The sequence below is a fragment of the Monoglobus pectinilyticus genome, assembly GCF_002874775.1.
Taxonomy (GTDB): domain Bacteria; phylum Bacillota; class Clostridia; order Monoglobales; family Monoglobaceae; genus Monoglobus; species Monoglobus pectinilyticus.
Genome location: NZ_CP020991.1, coordinates 2,472,950 through 2,490,659 on the forward strand (window position 1 = coordinate 2,472,950; position 17,710 = coordinate 2,490,659).

Annotated in this window: 17 protein-coding genes; 16 read left to right on the top strand and 1 reads right to left on the bottom strand. The window is 40.3% G+C overall.

What is annotated here, in order from left to right; translation table 11 throughout:
• Window positions 1-41: 41 nt before the first annotated feature.
• The 16 genes from B9O19_RS10385 (at window position 42) to B9O19_RS10460 (ending at window position 13,508) form a co-directional block, all read left to right on the top strand.
• The gene (locus B9O19_RS10385) at window positions 42-389 is read left to right on the top strand and encodes a type II toxin-antitoxin system PemK/MazF family toxin (protein WP_102366344.1); all 348 of its coding nucleotides are present in this window, start codon (window positions 42-44) and stop codon (window positions 387-389) included.
• Between the two features lie 48 nt (window positions 390-437).
• Entirely contained in the window at window positions 438-899 is a 462-nt protein-coding gene (locus tag B9O19_RS10390) for a hypothetical protein (RefSeq protein WP_102366345.1), read from the top strand.
• Window positions 900-1,517: 618 nt separating this feature from the next.
• A complete protein-coding gene (locus B9O19_RS10395) occupies window positions 1,518-1,844 on the top strand; it encodes a hypothetical protein (protein WP_102366346.1) in 327 nt (108 codons plus the stop codon).
• Between the two features lie 377 nt (window positions 1,845-2,221).
• A complete protein-coding gene (locus B9O19_RS10400; RefSeq protein WP_102366347.1) occupies window positions 2,222-3,709 on the top strand; it encodes a DHHW family protein in 1,488 nt (495 codons plus the stop codon).
• A 26-nt stretch (window positions 3,710-3,735) separates the two neighbouring features.
• The gene (locus B9O19_RS10405; protein ID WP_102366348.1) at window positions 3,736-4,662 is read left to right on the top strand and encodes a radical SAM protein; all 927 of its coding nucleotides are present in this window, start codon (window positions 3,736-3,738) and stop codon (window positions 4,660-4,662) included.
• A gap of 1 nt (window position 4,663) precedes the next feature.
• Window positions 4,664-5,047: an MmcQ/YjbR family DNA-binding protein gene (locus tag B9O19_RS10410; RefSeq protein WP_102366349.1), complete on the top strand. Its 384-nt coding sequence runs from the start codon at window positions 4,664-4,666 to the stop codon at window positions 5,045-5,047.
• Between the two features lie 64 nt (window positions 5,048-5,111).
• A complete protein-coding gene (locus tag B9O19_RS10415) occupies window positions 5,112-6,200 on the top strand; it encodes a rhamnogalacturonan acetylesterase (protein ID WP_158648985.1) in 1,089 nt (362 codons plus the stop codon).
• 360 nt (window positions 6,201-6,560) lie between these two features.
• Window positions 6,561-7,253, top strand: a complete 693-nt coding sequence (locus B9O19_RS10420) for a F0F1 ATP synthase subunit A (protein WP_102366351.1) — start codon at window positions 6,561-6,563, stop codon at window positions 7,251-7,253.
• Between the two features lie 67 nt (window positions 7,254-7,320).
• Window positions 7,321-7,545: an ATP synthase F0 subunit C gene (atpE, locus tag B9O19_RS10425; RefSeq protein ID WP_102366352.1), complete on the top strand. Its 225-nt coding sequence runs from the start codon at window positions 7,321-7,323 to the stop codon at window positions 7,543-7,545.
• A 41-nt stretch (window positions 7,546-7,586) separates the two neighbouring features.
• Complete coding sequence (atpF, locus tag B9O19_RS10430; RefSeq protein WP_102366353.1) at window positions 7,587-8,063, top strand: F0F1 ATP synthase subunit B; 477 nt, start codon at window positions 7,587-7,589, stop codon at window positions 8,061-8,063.
• Complete coding sequence (gene atpH, locus B9O19_RS10435; RefSeq protein ID WP_102366354.1) at window positions 8,060-8,578, top strand: ATP synthase F1 subunit delta; 519 nt, start codon at window positions 8,060-8,062, stop codon at window positions 8,576-8,578. The genes atpF and atpH overlap by 4 nt, the downstream gene beginning before the upstream one ends.
• A gap of 5 nt (window positions 8,579-8,583) precedes the next feature.
• Window positions 8,584-10,164 carry a F0F1 ATP synthase subunit alpha gene (atpA, locus tag B9O19_RS10440; protein WP_407937701.1) on the top strand — a complete coding sequence of 527 codons (1,581 nt, stop codon included), beginning with the start codon at window positions 8,584-8,586 and terminating at the stop codon, window positions 10,162-10,164.
• 14 nt (window positions 10,165-10,178) lie between these two features.
• Window positions 10,179-11,069 (top strand): ATP synthase F1 subunit gamma, encoded by an 891-nt coding sequence (gene atpG, locus B9O19_RS10445; protein ID WP_102366356.1) that lies wholly within the window; start codon window positions 10,179-10,181, stop codon window positions 11,067-11,069.
• A gap of 54 nt (window positions 11,070-11,123) precedes the next feature.
• Entirely contained in the window at window positions 11,124-12,506 is a 1,383-nt protein-coding gene (gene atpD, locus B9O19_RS10450; RefSeq protein WP_102366357.1) for a F0F1 ATP synthase subunit beta, read from the top strand.
• A gap of 40 nt (window positions 12,507-12,546) precedes the next feature.
• Window positions 12,547-12,963 carry an ATP synthase F1 subunit epsilon gene (atpC, locus tag B9O19_RS10455; RefSeq protein ID WP_102366358.1) on the top strand — a complete coding sequence of 139 codons (417 nt, stop codon included), beginning with the start codon at window positions 12,547-12,549 and terminating at the stop codon, window positions 12,961-12,963.
• A 248-nt stretch (window positions 12,964-13,211) separates the two neighbouring features.
• Window positions 13,212-13,508 (top strand): DUF1330 domain-containing protein, encoded by a 297-nt coding sequence (locus tag B9O19_RS10460; RefSeq protein WP_102366359.1) that lies wholly within the window; start codon window positions 13,212-13,214, stop codon window positions 13,506-13,508.
• 91 nt (window positions 13,509-13,599) lie between these two features.
• Here B9O19_RS10460 and B9O19_RS10465 read toward each other — a convergent pair whose 3' ends face one another.
• A complete protein-coding gene (locus B9O19_RS10465; RefSeq protein WP_102366360.1) occupies window positions 13,600-17,703 on the bottom strand; it encodes a discoidin domain-containing protein in 4,104 nt (1,367 codons plus the stop codon).
• Between the last annotated feature and the right edge of the window lie 7 nt (window positions 17,704-17,710).

Consider the following 17,710-nt stretch of genomic DNA (forward strand, 5'->3'; position numbering starts at 1 on the left):
AAGACATAAACGGGAATTTAACTTGCGGAGTGTGAATTGATTTGGTAGTAAAAAGAGGAGATATATATTATGCTGATTTAAGCCCTGTTGTAGGTTCAGAGCAGGGAGGAGTACGGCCTGTTTTGATTATTCAAAACGATGTCGGAAACAAGTATAGTCCAACCGTTATTGCAACGGCTATAACGTCGCAGCTTAATAAAGCTAAAATGCCCACGCATATAGAACTGGACGCAGGCGGCTACGGGCTGTCAAAGGACTCGGTTGTTTTGGCTGAGCAGATTAGGACTATAGATAAAAAACGTCTTAAAGAGAAAATTGGTCATCTTGACGATGGACTGATGAACCGTGTTAACCATGCCATAAGCATCAGCTTTGGTTTGGAGGATTAATAAAAAATGAACGGCGGTTATATACACATATGAAAAGGAGGCGTGAAAATGAAAAATAAGTGGTTAAAGATGATTATTGCAGTTGCGGCGATTCTCTCAGTTTTGGGCGCAACGCTGGTATTGGCTGAGCCGGGGGACACAGACGACCCTGTGGTTACAAAGAGCTATATAGTTGATGTGGTGGTGCCGCAGCTTAAAGCATACGTTGAGCAGAAGATGTCAGGCGGGACTTCGGATTCATATTCTGAGAAGTTTTCTGTTGTAAATGTGGATGCAGGACAAACGGTTATATTTGACGCCGGGGCAGAATTTATTCTGAGAAAAGGAAGCGGTGTGGTAATCGGGACAGAGAAGGGCGGAATAGCCGACACGACTTATGGTTATGACTTGCCGGACGGAACAGAGCTGCCGTCGAATCATATGCTGATTGTTCCGGTGAACGACGGCAGAGGTTTCACAGCCAGTAATGATGTTATAGTAATGATAAAAGGCGGCTACTCATACAGATAATCGGGATAATATTTTAATATATTTTAAAATGACGCTTATAGCAGCTAAAACTGCTATAGCGTCATTTTTTGTTATAAATGTTATTATATAGGTTTGACTTAATCGTCTTCCCTTTTAGGGAAGACGATCTCGCCCGGGCTCGGCGGGCGAAACAGGGCCTGGCGCATCAAAGTAAGCAATTATAGAATAATTAAGTGTGTTTTTGGTGAAACGATATTTATAATTATTATATATAACCGCGGCTGCGCACCTCACGAGGAGGACAAAGTCCTCCCTACCGAGGCTTGCTAAACCTACCTAATTAGTGAATGTTTTATTAATAATAAATATGTTATTGTAAAAATAAGAGAGTAATAAACAATCAATTACTTTATAACCATTCTATTGAAACGTTTAACGCCTTTGGTAGGAGTAAGAACTCAATATTAAGTGAGTTTTGCCTGGAATAGTTAAATTAAATTGAATATTTATAAAAAATTTTTATTACTTTATCTGCTTTAGATATAAATTATCTAGTTTGTTCTGACTTATATCACAACATATTATATAATACGGTAAGGATGAAAAAAGACATCTTATAAATTATTGTAATATTAGGTCATAAAAGGGGCATAACGAATGATGAATAATAAATTTTTAAATAACAAATTCTCTAAAAGAGAAAAAAGAATACGTAAAACTTATGAAATTGAAGATGATTTATATAACTTTTTGGAAGAAGCTTCTTTAACTTATGATGCTTCTGTTTCTGATATTTTAAATTTTTGTATAGCGGAATTAATTAGAACAAATGATTTAAAAATTTATACTTCCTCTAATATGAAAAATCCATCACATAATTTTAATATAGCAGTCAGTAATGTAAAAGGTCTCGCAAAACTAAGCGAAACTACCCCATTTACTATAAAGTCATTAGTAAACATGTCTGTTAAAAATATTTTATAGATAAATATTAAATTTCTTAGTTGTGTAGATATTCAGAAATATTTCTATTATTAATTAATATACTCTCTTATCGATGTAAATTGTCAAGATTTAAAAATTGCTTAACCGGAATTGTTTAAATTAATTTTAACAAGTTTTTTGTACTTATATTTAGATAAACTGATAAATTTTCAGAAAGTTATATAGAAGTCAAACAGCTGCGATTTTATTATGGAAAACGACGGACTCAATATCTTAATAACCACGCGAAAAGAATAAATCCCATCGCTAAAATCCGTTTAGTTAATATGATAGTGCGTTGACTTTTTATGACCGGTGTGATAAAGTTATTGTGTGAATTTAATCATAATTTGTAAAATTGTTATATCGGTGATTATATGAAAAATAAATTCTGTTTTGGCGTATTAATAATAGTGTTTATTTCGCTTTGTATGTCCTTCTCCGCTTATGCGGTAAAAACCGACTATGTTATGATAGTCGTAAACGATGACAGGCTTGCCGCGCCTGCCGAAATACTCGGCGGCGTTACTTATATTCCTGTCCGTGAGCTGGCGGAAAGCGTGGGGGCGGAAATCTTTTGGGACGAAACTGTGTTCGGTGCAACCCTCAGTAAGGGGGATATAATAATAACAATCCTTCCGGGAGCCTCAACTCCTGTTTACGTGAACGGAACAGCGGTCAAAGACGCTGTAAACTGCTATATAAACGATGAAAAATTAATGCTGCCGCTAAGATTCTTTGCCGAGAGTTTCGGTTTCAAGGTGGAATACTTTGACGCTTATAAAATTGTTCGTGTTACCGACGGCAGTCAAACTTCAAGCGCGGCAAAAATCTTATTGAATTTTGGGGAGACTGCGTTGGAAGAGAGAACGCAGTTTAATAACAGACCGGCTGTTAATCCGCTGAAGTCCGGCGGTGTTTGGATTGACGGACGATACCGCATGGCGTATAATGATGTTGAAAGTTTTCCGGGACTGCATGTTGTAGGCAACGTTGGTTTTGAGGATATAAGTATTTCCGAGAAAAATGCAAAAGAATATGCGGAAATAATAAATCACATAGCCGAAAAGGTTCCGCTCGCTGACACATATTCGCTGCTTGTGCCGTCTATGAGCGAGTTTTATGCACCGAAAGAAATTTATAGGAGCCAAATTGAGGGGCTGTCTATGGTTTATGACAGCCTGAAAAGCTGGGTCACACCTATAGACGCTGTTACAGCTTTATATGAGCATGGCGGAGAAAAGCTGTATTTTATGACGGATAACCATTGGACGCAAAGAGGGGCGTACTACGCCTATAAGTCGTTTTTGGAATGCAAGAATGAAACGGCTGACGATATTAATAGTTTTCAGAATATGAAGTTTGATTATTTTATTGGATATTGGCAGAAGTATTTGACAGAGTTAGATGATGAAAAGGGAAAGCTGGCGAAAATTTCAGGCAACTTTGAAACGCTGGAGCGTTTTATGCCTAAAGTAAACGCCGAGGGGACTGTGTATCGTGACGGATATATGCGTGATTATCTGATGAGCGTGGCGCCGGTAGACCAGAATATAAACTCTTATTCTGCATTTATTGGCGGAGACAATCCGGTCACCGTATTTAAAACGAATGTTGATAACGGCAGAAAAATTTGTATTATTAAGGACTCGTACGGCAACGCGTTTTCTGCCTGGGCGCTTAATAACTACAGCGTTGTTTATATAATCGACCCGCGGCATGTTAACGGCTTATATGGTTTCGGCGGAGGAGAGTTTAAAATAGACGAGTTTTACCGCCATACGGAGTTTGATGATTTGGTAATCATAAATTATCCGGCTTCTGTAGAAAGTCAGGGGTTCAGGTATGCGCTCAGCGTGCTTTAGCGGCGGTATTTTGGAGATGTATACAAATGGATTTATATAAAATTTTGAGCGAATGCAGGCTGTGTCCGAGGGAGTGCGGTGTGGATAGGCTCAGCGGCGAAACAGGGGTTTGCGGCGCGGGAGCCAAAGCCAGAATCGCCAGGGCTGATTTGCATTTTTGGGAGGAGCCGTGTATATCGGGTGAAAACGGTTCCGGTGCGGTATTCTTTTCAAACTGCACGTTAAGATGTGTGTATTGTCAGAATTATGATGTAAGCTCAAAAGGAAAAGGGTTTGAAAAGACGGATGAAGAACTTGCCGATTGTTTTTTGGAGCTTCAGGATAAGGGAGCAAACAATATCAATTTGGTCACTCCGACCCATTATATTCCCCAACTGGTTTCCGCTTTGGACAATGCGAAAAAACGCGGTCTGAATCTGCCTGTTGTATATAACTGCGGCGGTTATGAGAAAGCTGAAACACTGAAACTTCTTGATGGGTATGTAGACGTCTATCTGCCTGATATGAAATATTATTCAGACAAATACGCCAAACGTTATTCCGGCGCAAAAGATTATTTTAAAACGGCTTCCGAAGCTGTTTCAGAGATGTACAGGCAGGTGGGCAAGTGGGAATTTGACAACAGCGGTCTTATAAAAAAAGGGGTCATAATACGTCATATGTTATTGCCCGGTCTGATTTTTGAGGCTAAAAAAATAGTTGACTATTTGTTTGAAAAATATGAGGACAAAATTTGGCTAAGCCTGATGAGCCAGTATACCATTATGCCCGGAGTGAGAGGTATGGATGAGCTTAACAGGAACTTGCCGAAAGGATATTATGAAACTTTGGTAGATTACTGCGCGTCCCTGGGAATGGAAAATGTCTATGTTCAGGAAGAAGGCTCGTCCGATTTGTGTTATATACCTGAATTTTACGGAAGTTATCAGTCTTTATCAGAAGAAGGGGAGTAAAATGATAAGAGGAAGCGAAGATACTGCTGAAAGATACAAGCAGGATATTTTTAAGTATGCTAAACAAAAATACGGTGCGGAGCCTGACTATCCGTGGGTTAAATCACCTGAAAGCGCTGTTTTAAGGCATAAGGACAATGCGAAATGGTTCGCTTTGTTAATGACAGTGGCGAAAACCAGTTTAGGGCTGAATAACTCTGAAATTGTGAATATTATAAACTTAAAATGCGACCCTGTTTTAATAGGTTCTTTAATTAAAGAAAAAGGTTATTTTCCGGCTTATCATATGAATAAAGAACATTGGATTACGGTTTTGCTGGACGGTTCTGTTTCAATAGATGAGCTGTATAATTTAATAGATTTAAGTTATGACTTGAGTAAATAAAATATTTGATATATAATGTTAATCATAGAGTGTAACACTGAAAAAATTTTTAGAGGTGAAAGATGTGAAAAAGTATAGTAATGAGGAATACAAAGCGTTATTGACAGAGATTGAAAACATTGATTTTGCCGAGGTCAAGCTTGAAAATGAGTGTGAGGAGAGGGTTTGCAGCGACCTTAACCTTTGGGACGGCAGAAATACTAAATTTGGTTATGCCGATGTTTCGTGGTCAAGTTCAGACCCGGATTCTGTATCCACATCGGGCGAGGTAATTTGCCTGCCCGAGGAGAAGAAAGTGACTATAACGGCTCATTTTTCGTATCAGGATTATCCTGAAATAAACATTGACAAGAGTTTTGTGCTTAACGTTCTGAAAGGCAGCGGAAAAAGGCAGGAGAAAAACTCAAATATAATCGACAGAAGGGGAAGACGGGTCATTTTTGTTATTGGCGACTCCACTGCAAGCATATATCCACACAGCGGAGAAAACAACAGGTTTCCCCAAACCGGCTGGGCTCAGTATTTTGATAAGTATTTTATAAGCGATAAAGCCGTGGTTGCGGATATAGCCATGAGCGGCAGGAGCGCAAAGAGTTACACAGAAGAAGATAATTTTAAGGTCTTTAAGGATAATATCAGCGAGGGCGATTTTCTGATATTACAGTTCGGTCATAATGATTCTAAAATACAGGATCCGTCAAGATATGCTCCGGCATTTGGTAAAATTGATGAAAAAGGCTCATATAAAAATTATATGAGCGTATATATAAATATTGCGAGAGATGCCGGAGCAATTCCGATATTGGCAACCTCGGTGAGCAGACGTAAGCTTTCAGACGAGAGCCTTGAAGAATACGTCAATGCCGCTAAAGAACTGGGAAAAGAGCTGAATATTCCGGTGCTGGATGTCTATAAGAGGACAAACGACTGGATAAACGAGGTCGGTCTTGAGGAAGCAAAGAGCTTATACAAAATTATAAAGCCTCATGATGAGAGGTTTATGTATAACCCTGAGTTCTTAAATTCACAGTTCTACGAAAACGGCGATGATGATGATACTCACCTGAATATCTTCGGAGCGGACAAAATAGCCTTTTGGGTTACTGAGGAAATCAAAAAGAACGTTCCGGAACTGGCTATTTTGCTAAAATAATAAAATCATATCAATACGATATAAAATAATTCCTTAAAGGAATTTGTGACAATTTTCTTTTGTATTCTATATACATATTTGTTAATTTTAAGATTGACAATTCAAAAAAATGGGAATATACTATCTTCAAGTAAAGAGTTTGAATTCGAACAGTTTTGTTTGTTTTCAAACAAGCTGTTGCTTTATAAAATTTGACTTTTTTAGTGATGACTTTTGAATTGTTAATATATGAGAGATAATTTGAAAAGTAATTTAAGATAAAAAAGAAATTAATATCAGCATGCAAAGAGGCATCTGGTGTATTTCTTTTTTATTTTACCCTTTGAGTTTGAGAAATTTTTAACAAGGCGGTGACAGACTGTGAATGATATTGCAGCGGAACTTTATACAAAGCTGAATGAAACAACCATTGCTTTTACAATTCCGATTTTCGGAGGGATTCCGGTGCCGGAATCCGTGGTTATAACCTGGGGGATAATGGCTGTTCTTGTCTTGTTTTCTATCATATTTGTCCGAAACCTGAAACTTGCGCCAAGCGGAGTGCAGGTATATTTGGAAACGTTTATCGGCTGGATAAATAACTTCTTTACCGGGATTTTAGGCGAGGGAGGAAAGATGTATATCCCTTATTTGGGAACTGTCTTGTTATATATCGGATGTTCTAATATAGTTGGTCTTTTTGGGCTTACGCCGCCGACAAAGGATTTAAATGTTACTGCGGGGCTTGCCATAATGAGTATTGTTTTGGTGGAGGCTGCCGGGATAAAGGCGAAAGGCGCCGGAGGCTGGATAAAGGGTTTTGCCCAGCCGATGGCTTTTATGACGCCGCTTAATGTTTTGGAAATCGTAATTAAACCGCTTTCACTTTGTATGCGGCTTTTTGGAAACGTTTTGGGCTCATTTGTTATTATGGAGCTTATAAAAATGGTTGTTCCTGTTTTTGTTCCGCTTGCATTCAGTTTTTATTTTGATATATTTGACGGATTATTGCAGGCATATGTTTTTGTGTTCCTGACATCGCTTTATATTCAGGAAGTAACCGAAACGGAATAGTCTTAAATTAGAAAATTGATTAAACTACATATAAATTTATCAGAAATTTTAAAGGAGATGTATATTTATGGGAGCATTAATAGCAATCGGTGCAGGTATAGCGGCACTCACAGGTATAGGAGCAGGTATTGGTATAGGAATAGCAACTTCAAAGGCGACAGAAGCTATTGCAAGACAGCCTGAAGCCAAAGGCGACATCAATAAGGCTCTGCTTTTGGGATGTGCTCTTGCGGAAGCAACCGCTATTTATGGATTCGTTATCGCAATCATGATAATCCTGTTCTTGAAATAGGAGAGGTATTTTTATTATTTGGATGACGGAGGTCGGTTTGAATGCTTAACTTAAATTGGAATATAATCTGGACCTTTGTAAATCTTATCATATTGTATATTTTACTTAGAAAGTTTCTTTTTGGTCCGATAACTGCAATGATGGAGAAGCGCGAGGGCGAGATAAAATCGTCTCTAGACAACGCTTCTGCGGCGAAACAGGAAGCCGCCGCTTTAAAAGCGGCTTACACCGATAAGCTTAAAACTGCTGAGGCGGCTGCCGGAGATATAATAAAGTCCGCCAAAGAGGAAGCCAAAGCAAAACGTGATGAGATAATAAGCAAAGCCAAGGAAGACGCCGGAAATATTGTTTTAAACGCTAACAAACAGATTGAGCTGGAAAAAGAACGCTCAATATCTGAAGCTAAGTCTGAGATAGCCTCGCTCGTTATGGACGCGGCGCTGAAGGCGGCGAAGAACGGTGATGTTTCTGAGAGCGCTGTTGACAGCTTTATCCTTGAGGTAGGTGAAGCAAAATGAGCAGAGCAAAGATAATAACCAAAGAGGCTTTGAATTATGCTGAGGCGCTTTATCAAATCAGCAGTGACATAAAAAATGTCATGGAGTTCACCGCACTGCTTGCTGTGGATGAGCTCAGACAAGCATTGGTTAATCCAACAATAAGCTTAAAAGAGAAATATGCGGTTATAGACAGAATTTTTGACGGCGGCTTTGGAAAGTTTATGAAGACAGTATGTAAAAATGGTGATTACAGTGTTTTGCCTTTGATAGAGGAGAGTTATAAGCAGGTTTGGAACAGACACAATTCAGTGCTTGAAGCTTCTCTTGAATATGCAGAGCCGGTTAGTGAAAAATCGGTATCCGGTATTAAGGAAATGCTGGTTAAAAAATATGGCGTAAAGTCTGTTGAGTTAAGCTTGGTTGAAAATAGAGATTTAATAGGCGGTTTCAGACTTTATGTAAATGATAAGGTATATGATAAAAGTGTTTTGGGAGCTTTAGACAGAATGCGCAGAACACTTTTGCGGAGGTGATAGATTTGAGCAGTATTAACACAAGTGATGTTATTTCAGTGCTGAAAGAAGAAATATCTGATTTTGATGTAAAAATGACAGCTGTTGACGAGGGCAGTATTATCAGCATGGGCGACGGCATTGTGACAGTGTATGGCTTAAGCAACGCTATGTACGGCGAGCTGGTTATATTTGAGACCGGAGTAAAAGGCATGGTTCAGGGGCTGGAAGAACAGACGGTCAGCTGTGTGCTTTTGGGAAGCGACCATGGACTTCATGAGGGCTCAAAGGTCAGATGTTCAGGAAGACGCGCCGGAGTGCCTGTAGGAAATAATTTAATCGGCAGGGTTGTTGACGCTATAGGAAACCCGATAGACGGACAGGGTGAGATAAAGCAAGACGATTTCTATCCAATTGAAAGCCCGGCGCCTGGAGTTATTGAAAGACAGCCTGTAACGGTTCCGCTGGAAACCGGAATACTTGCGATAGACAGCATGTTTCCTATCGGCAGGGGTCAGCGTGAGCTTATAATCGGGGACAGACAGACTGGAAAAACCTCAATAGCGACTGATACAATAATTAATCAAAAAGGCAAAGACGTTATATGTATCTATGTGGCTGTTGGACAGAAAGCTTCTACGGTTGCAAAACTTGTCAGCGACTTCAAGAATATGGGAGCAATGGATTATACTATAGTTGTTTCAGCGTCCGCCAGCGATATGGCGCCGCTTCAATATATAGCCCCGTATTCGGGAACCGCTATGGCCGAATATTTTATGCACAACGGAAAAGACGTATTGATTGTATATGATGATTTGTCTAAGCATGCGGTTGCATACAGGGCAATGTCTCTGCTATTGGAGAGACCGCCGGGCAGAGAAGCGTATCCGGGCGATGTGTTCTATCTGCATTCTCGTCTGCTTGAGCGTTCCAGCCGTCTTGACGAGGCTCACGGCGGCGGTTCTATCACTGCATTGCCTATTATAGAAACCCAGGCAGGAGATGTTTCGGCGTATATACCTACGAATGTTATTTCTATAACAGACGGTCAGATTTTTCTGGAAAACGAGCTGTTTTTTGCAGGTATAAGACCGGCTGTAAACGTGGGGCTTTCAGTGTCTCGTGTAGGCGGAGCAGCGCAAACCAAAGCGATGAAAAAAGTTGCCGGAAATCTGCGTATTGATTTGGCGCAGTATCGTGAAATGGAAGTGTTCAGTCAGTTTAGTTCGGATTTGGACCCGGCAACCAAAGAGCTGCTTGACACCGGAGACAGAATAATGGAACTTTTAAAACAGCCTTTGCTGAATCCGCTGCCTCTATATGCTCAGGTGCTTTTGCTCACTGTGAGCAAAAATAGAATGCTGCTTGATATACCGATAAATGAAATAGTAAACTTTAAGTCAGACTTTATAGATTTTGTTGAGCGGAAAGCTCCTGGAATAATAAAAACAATAAGCGAAACTAAGGCGCTGAGTGATGAAGACGAAGAAAAAATCATAGAGCTGTGCAAGGAATTCAAGACCGGAAGATATGTATCAGCATTGGCTGATGACCCGGGAGAAGAAGCGGAAGTTGTGTTAAACGAAAACAATATTAAGGAAGACTGAAAGCGGGTGAGATAATGGCTAATATGCGTGAAATACGTTCGAGAATAAAAAGTGTTAATGATATAATGAAGATAACCAACGCAATGTATCTTATATCTTCATCAAAGATGAAGCACGCTAAGCAGAGACTTGACGATACAGAACCATATTTTTATACTTTGCAGAATACTATTGCTCATATTTTGAAGCATACCCCGCATACAAGCAATTTATATTTTCACCGCCGCGATGAGATACCAAATGAAAAACGTAAAAAAGGTTATATCGTGATAACAGGAGATAAGGGGTTGGCAGGAGCCTATAATCATAACGTGCTTAAACTTACCGAGCAGGAGATTGCTAAGGGCGGAGAAATTAAGCTCTTTATAATAGGTCAGGTCGGCAGAATGTATTTTGCAAGAAAGGGCATACCGTATGAAGCGTATTTTCAATACACTGCTCAGAATCCCAGTATGTACAGGGCGAGAGAAATTTCTGAGTTGATACTGAGTAAGTTTCTGTCAGAGGAGCTGGACGATGTTTATGTAGTGTATACAGATATGATATCGTCTATGAAAGAGGAAGCAAAACTGCTTCAAATACTGCCGTTCAGGCGTGAGAGATTTGAAAATCTGCACAGCGGCAAACATCGTGAGATTCACCATACTGCCACATTTGACCCGTCTCCTGAAATAGTTATGGAAAACCTTGTCCCGAATTATGCCAAGGGATTAATATATGGAACAATGGTGGAAGCGTTTGCGAGCGAGCAGCATGCCAGAATGATGGCAATGGATTCCGCGACAAAGAGCGCTAAGGATATGATTCAGGAACTTAACCTTGCGTATAACAGGGCAAGACAGGCCGCAATAACTCAGGAAATAACAGAGATTGTCAGCGGCGCGAAAAGCCAGCATAAAAAATGAGCGCGGTATAACTCTATGACAGTATGAGATGGGAAATAGGAGGTAAGAGCAGTTATGAATATAGGAAAAATTGTTTCGGTAGCCGGACCGGTAGTTGACGTGGCTTTTGAGAGCACCGATCAGCTCCCAAATATCAGGGATGCACTGACAGTTCAGAATAATGATAAAACCTGTGTTATGGAAGTGGCTCAGGACAGGGGCAATAATGTGGTTAGATGCATTATGCTTGCCGCCAGTGAAGGCCTTAAAAAAGGTATGGAGGTTGTGTCTGAGGGCAAACCTATTACAGTTCCTGTTGGAGAACAGACGCTGGGACGTATGTTTAACGTTTTAGGTGAGACCATAGACGGCGGAGAGCCGGTTCAGGGGGAAGAGCAGTGGAGTGTTCACCGCGCGGCTCCGAGTTTTGAAAACCAAAGCCCGGTTGTTGAGATATTGGAGACTGGAATTAAAGTTATTGACTTGCTTGCTCCATATGCAAAAGGCGGAAAGATTGGACTGTTCGGAGGAGCAGGAGTTGGAAAAACAGTTCTTATTCAGGAATTGATACATAATATAGCGACAGAGCAGGGCGGATACTCAATATTTACCGGGGTTGGAGAGCGTTCACGTGAAGGAAACGACCTTTGGCATGAGATGAAGGAATCGGGAGTAATCGATAAAACCGCTTTGGTATTCGGACAGATGAACGAACCGCCCGGTTCGCGTATGAGAGTTGCCCAAACCGGTCTTACTATAGCCGAATATTTCAGGGATGTTAAAAAGCAGAATGTTTTGTTGTTTATTGATAATATTTTCAGATTTGTTCAGGCAGGTTCGGAGGTTTCAGCATTGCTGGGACGTATGCCGAGCGCCGTTGGTTATCAGCCTACGCTTGCCAATGAACTGGGCGAACTTCAGGAAAGGATAACATCAACAAAGGACGGTTCAATAACTTCAGTCCAGGCTGTTTATGTTCCTGCTGATGACTTGACAGATCCGGCTCCGGCTAATACATTTGCGCATTTGGACGCAACAACAGTGCTTTCAAGAAAAATTGTTGAGCAGGGTATTTATCCGGCTGTCGACCCTCTTGAGTCCACATCCAGAATTTTGGAACCTTCTATAGTTGGCGAAGAGCATTATATGGTTGCGAGAAAGACCCAGGAGATTCTTCAAAAATATAAAGAACTTCAGGATATTATAGCTATACTGGGTATGGAAGAACTGGATGAAAATGATAAAGTCACGGTATTTAGGGCAAGGAAGATACAAAAGTTCTTGTCACAGCCGTTTTCGGTAGCGGAAGTGTTCTCAGGATTTAAAGGCAAATATGTGCCTTTGAGCGAGACAATCAAAGGCTTTAAGGCGATTATAAACGGCGAGATGGACGACTATCCTGAAAACGCCTTTATGATGGCAGGGACAATTGATGATGTAAAGAATTTTAAAGGTTAATTAAGATTATAACTTTTTTTAACTTGTGAGGAGGATTCACATGTCTGATGAAAAAACTTTTAAACTTGATATTCTTGCCAGCGACCGTTCGTTTTACAGCGGTCCATGCGAGATGCTGATATTTCCTGCTCTTGACGGCCTCCAAGGAGTCCTGCCACATCATGAGGCAACCGTAACCTGCACCAGCGAAGGCGAGCTTAAATATAAGGTTGACGGAAAGTGGTATTATGCCGCTGTAAGCAAAGGGATAGTAGAAATCATGCCGACGTATGTAACCTTGCTCGCGGATACCGTAGAAAGACCCGAAGAAATTGACATAAAACGTGCCAAGGAAGCAAAAGAACGCGCTGAAGAGAGAATGAGACAGAAACAGAGTATTCGGGAATATTATCAAACTCAGGCGGCGCTTAACCGCGCGCTGTCAAGGTTAAAGGTTTCAAGACAGCATATGAAATAGATTTAAAAGCATACCAATTTTGGTATGCTTGTTTTATTTACACTTTTAGTTTGGGTATAATCTTTCCGTTTTTTAGGGGAATGATAATTATAAGTGAAAGAAAAAAGTTTTTGATTTATGCAGAAAGTATTTCGAGTTAAAATTTAGTATTTATTTTTAGGTTATACCCGTGTTTGATATTTATAGATGAATTGAAATTCACAGACTTATTGCTATTCTAACAAAAATTATTATTTGGAGGTTATGTTATGGCATGGTATTTTATTGTAGATACATATATTAACGAAGAAAAAGGACGTGGGGAGTATGATGAATATATTAATGCTGTAAAACCGATTGTTGAAAGCTATGGCGGAAAATATTTAGTTCGGACTGAAAATCTTCAAACTCTTTCCGGTGAGAGAAATCCACAGCGCGTTATAGTAGTGCGTTTTGAAGATAAGAGTAATTTGGAAGCTTGTTTTGCTTCCGATGAGTATAACATGATAGTATCCAAGCGCAAAAATAATGTGGACAGCCGCGCTGTAATAGCGGAAGGTATTTAAGAAAATGGGTTTGTAATTATAAAATATTATTTTTATTTTAGTTTATATAATAATTATGGAGCAGCAAAAATGCTGCTCCATAAATTTGCTTTTAATATGCTTCACAAAGCGGATTCATATTTTCAAGAGAATCCCAAAGATAAACTTTAACTGTGTCTCCGGCAACTGTTCCAACTTCAATTTCGTTGCTTGATCCTACAGCTGCGTATTTTACATCAGTTAATACATCATTTGTATATCCCGCCGCAACTACGACAGCATTCTCCGGGAAATCTTCTCCTCTGCTGATAGAAACAACTCCGGTATCTTTTGAATATCCTGTTATTTCTGTTACAGGCTGAGGCTGAGGAGCGTTGTCATTCATAATTACCAAAGAATAAAGGTCCGGGAGCCATCCGTTCTCGTTATAGAATGTAATATCTCCGGTGTAGTCCTGATTGACTGTTAGAGAAATTTCTTTCATGTTATGGGTCTTGGTTCCAATAGTTGCAAAAGCGTATGAAGGCTTTGAGGCGTCAACTGTAACCATACCCGGTGCCGCGTCAGGCAGGTCAACGATTACAGGCAAATCTTCACCTCCGAAGTAATAGATTGAATACTTGCCGGCCGGGAGTGAAATGTCTGCAATAGTTGGTTTGACATCATAATCTCCGCTTTTACCAATATAGTTGACGAAAGTTTGAGTGAATTTTTCTCTCAGCAACGTTTCATCAGTTTTATCTGCAAATATTGCTTTTACTTTAGCGTCGATTCCATCAACAAATTTTGCTCTTTCAGTGTTAGAATTAACTCTTGCAGGCTTTGAACCTAAATCATTTTTTGTTATATTGAAATATTTTGTTCCGGTTGGGTGGTTAGAGGAGGTTCCTGAAAATACTCCTACTTGTGCTGGGTCTGTCTCTTCCGGTTCAGGCTCTTTTTCCATAAACACGTTAAGCTCGTTTACAGCCCAATATTTTGAAGAGTTAGCTTCAGTTATTACTATCTTAATATACTGAGCCTGCTGTTCGGGGAACTCGATTACGAGTTTTGTGTCCTGTTCCGGATTTCCGGTAACAATAGGGTCTCCAAAGTTTTTGCCGTCATTTGATACATATAGTGCGTATCCTTTAGGATGATCAGTAGTCTTGGTGTTATTGTCAATAACTATCTTGTTAAACTTTTCAGTTTTACCAAAATTAATAGTCATGTATTTGCCGACTTCCTGCCAGCTGCAGTGCCATTTTGTTTCTAAGTCTCCGTCCCATGCTGCAAATGTGCTGGAAGAATTGTTTGAAGCCGAGCCTTTCCATGCACTTCTGTCAAGTCTGCCGTCCGCTTGCAGGAATTTTATACTGTTAAGGTTTACAAACTTTGCGTCCTCGCCGCTTGCTCCGGCAGCATCAAAAACTATAATAACATCATGTTTTCCTTTAACTGTTTCATTCAATGTACATGAGGCTTCTTTCCAGGTCTGTTCGTTACCTGTGTTAGGTACCTCTATTGTTCCTATTATGTCGTTGCTGACCGCGTCCAGCTTAACCTGGAGAGTGAATCCTGAATCGACACTTGCAACTCTTGCTGAAATCATATTTGAACCCACATCTCCGAAATCAACATTTTCAAAAATGATATGTGAGTCATAGTTGAATTGATTTCTAACAAACCAATCCTGTCCCATTGGGGTTTCCACATCAACCTTAACTTTTCCTTCAGCACTGGTAGCTGAAATAGATTCATACGGATTTTTTACTTCGCCAGATGGTTTGTCATCCGGACCATGGTCAGGTTTTTCGGGAAGTGCCGGAACAGTATATCCTGCTTCGCCGCTTGTCTCGATAGTAATGCCTGTGCTGTCGAGAGTTCCGTTCCATTCAACGACAAGTTCCTTATCATATCCGGTTCCGGTTCTGGTGAAGTTAACAGGCTGACCGTTTATCTGAACGACTGGATTGGTTTCGCCGAAGTTGTCAGAAAGGTGAATGTTTTTGACAGCAATTGGATTATCCGATTTCACAGTCATATTCTGATTTTGATTTGCTTCGCCGCTTTCAACACAGCTGACTGTTCCGTATCCTTCAGGCATTACAAACATTCCGTCTGTCATTACGTTGTTCATTTCCGGAAGAAGTCTGGGCTGAACCCAAATATCCTTTGTGCGCTGGTCTCTGTAATATCCGACTACGTCATTATAATTTCTCCATAGTCCCGGCATGCTGATATATTGTTTATCGCCGGATATAGTTGTTGCAGCATAGTTCGGTGTGTTTACTGCCGGCAGAATATCAAGCGGATGATTGAATACCTTGTTTCTGTCTGTATACTGTCTGTTGTATGAATCACGCTGCATTGCTTCAAAAATGTTTTCTCTTCTTGTTTGCAGAAGCAGTCCGCCATAGTGCATAAGAGTGTACGGCGTCCATTCGTTGTAGGTACCTTTTAAAGTTCCCATACCCCAATAGTATGGATGATAGAAACTGTCGAGTTCTGAAAGTGCATAGTCTGTTTGTTCATCTGTCCAGATTTGACCTAATTTTAGGTGAAGTGAGAGCCATTGTCCTGTTAAGAATGATTCGCTGACACGTTTGTCTTCCGGGAAGTTGTTTGAAAGATAACGTTTTGCAAAAGAATCAGTAACGGTATTATATGCTGTAGTATATTTCGCAGCTTCTTCAGTTTCACCCATCTCATCAGCCAAACGTGCCATTATTTTATAAGCCACCGCTGAAACACTTGCATTATACGGGTTTGGATTTCCGCCTGCGTCATACGAGTTTTCAGAATTGTCAAATGTATACGGATATGTTTTATTTCCGTAGAGTTCAACCTGTTTTAAAATTCTGTCTCCGGCTTTTTTCAGATAGGGCCAGAAGTAATCCAGCATAGTGGTTCCTTCCGGAATTGGGTCTTTTCCTAAGATTATGCCGTCTGTTGATGGATTGCCTGCAACCTGCATTGTTTCATAAACTGAAATAATAAGACCGCAGTTAAGGTCTACCCATTTATCAACGTTTCTATAGTCGGGATGCTCAGTATAATCCCAGTCAACAAGCTCGGCGCGGTCAGCTTTGTTTTCTACCGCTGTGTTGAAATCATGATGAATCTGTCCGTCGTTTCTTTGGGTTCTTGCCCAATATTCCAGTTCACGCCATGCAAAGAATGGTATAAACTGAGCAATAACCTGCCTTGCCTGCCACATTTGATCCATTGTTCCGAAACAGGTCCATTGTCCTTCGGAATATGCAACTCTGCCATCTTTTTTATACATCGAGTTGTTTGATATGTTTACAAGAGTGTTTTGAATTTGATTTCTAAACCAATCAGGTAGATTGGAGTCTCTCATTTTGGTCACAAGAGTTTCAGCATTGTTTTTTAAAGTGTCAAACTTCTCTAAACCCCTTGCTGCTATATCTCCCGGATTATTGTAAAGATTCAGATAATAATGCCAGTCAGGTTCTGAATCGTCATACCATGCGAGAACAAATCTGATTACGGTGCTCTGTTTAGCGTCAAGATTTACTTTAACAGCAACCTTATTGGTCTTTCCGCTGATAGAATTGTCAAGCACGCCGGTGGTGTTAAAATCAGAATTGTTTCCAACTGATACTATTGCTCCGTTTTGTTCAGAGTTTCCATATATAGCCCATTTTTTGCCGTTAAAACCTTTTCCGTCAACAAGGGCTGGTATGTCGTTTGTAGTGAGCTGGAATGCGCATGAAGCGTCAACGCTTGTATCACCAAGGTTCTCGAGCGTCATTTCATAGAACGCATACGGCATACTCATATTGTCATAGTCTACATTGTCCAAAGGTGAAAACGCCTTTAAATTAACTTGAACATCATTTGTTGAACCCATATTTGCGAAGTGCATAGGCCATATTGCGTCATCTTCTGAACGGCCGTTGCTTGAAGCTGATTTCATTGTATCAACCGTTTTTATTGAGCCGTTTCTGTTTGTGTAAAGCTGAAATTTAGCGTCTTTTAATGCGGTGTAATCGTTTGCGTCAGCCGGCGCCTTTGTCAGTGCGGCAAAAGAACCGAGCCTTGCGTTAAATTTTACTCCGCCGGTTCCGAATCCTCCGAGCGGAGTTCCCGTTGTTCCATCGACTTGTTGTGTATCGGAAGCCGCGTTTACTTCTATCGGCACAGCAAAAGTGCTGCATACAAGAGAAACTATAACAAATACCCCCATAAGCCGTTTAAACAATCCTTTCATAACTGTT

Excerpts from the sequence above, each read along its gene's own strand:
- B9O19_RS10390 (WP_102366345.1), top strand. The coding sequence starts at position 438 with ATGAAAAATAAGTGGTTAAAGATGATTATTGCAGTTGCGGCGATTCTC.
- B9O19_RS10395 (WP_102366346.1), top strand. The coding sequence starts at position 1,518 with ATGATGAATAATAAATTTTTAAATAACAAATTCTCTAAAAGAGAAAAA.
- B9O19_RS10400 (WP_102366347.1), top strand. The coding sequence starts at position 2,222 with ATGAAAAATAAATTCTGTTTTGGCGTATTAATAATAGTGTTTATTTCG.
- B9O19_RS10405 (WP_102366348.1), top strand. The coding sequence starts at position 3,736 with ATGGATTTATATAAAATTTTGAGCGAATGCAGGCTGTGTCCGAGGGAG.
- B9O19_RS10410 (WP_102366349.1), top strand. The coding sequence starts at position 4,664 with ATGATAAGAGGAAGCGAAGATACTGCTGAAAGATACAAGCAGGATATT.
- atpE (WP_102366352.1), top strand. The coding sequence starts at position 7,321 with ATGGGAGCATTAATAGCAATCGGTGCAGGTATAGCGGCACTCACAGGT.
- atpF (WP_102366353.1), top strand. The coding sequence starts at position 7,587 with ATGCTTAACTTAAATTGGAATATAATCTGGACCTTTGTAAATCTTATC.
- atpH (WP_102366354.1), top strand. The coding sequence starts at position 8,060 with ATGAGCAGAGCAAAGATAATAACCAAAGAGGCTTTGAATTATGCTGAG.
- atpG (WP_102366356.1), top strand. The coding sequence starts at position 10,179 with ATGGCTAATATGCGTGAAATACGTTCGAGAATAAAAAGTGTTAATGAT.
- atpD (WP_102366357.1), top strand. The coding sequence starts at position 11,124 with ATGAATATAGGAAAAATTGTTTCGGTAGCCGGACCGGTAGTTGACGTG.
- atpC (WP_102366358.1), top strand. The coding sequence starts at position 12,547 with ATGTCTGATGAAAAAACTTTTAAACTTGATATTCTTGCCAGCGACCGT.
- B9O19_RS10460 (WP_102366359.1), top strand. The coding sequence starts at position 13,212 with ATGGCATGGTATTTTATTGTAGATACATATATTAACGAAGAAAAAGGA.
- B9O19_RS10465 (WP_102366360.1), bottom strand. The coding sequence starts at position 17,703 with ATGAAAGGATTGTTTAAACGGCTTATGGGGGTATTTGTTATAGTTTCT.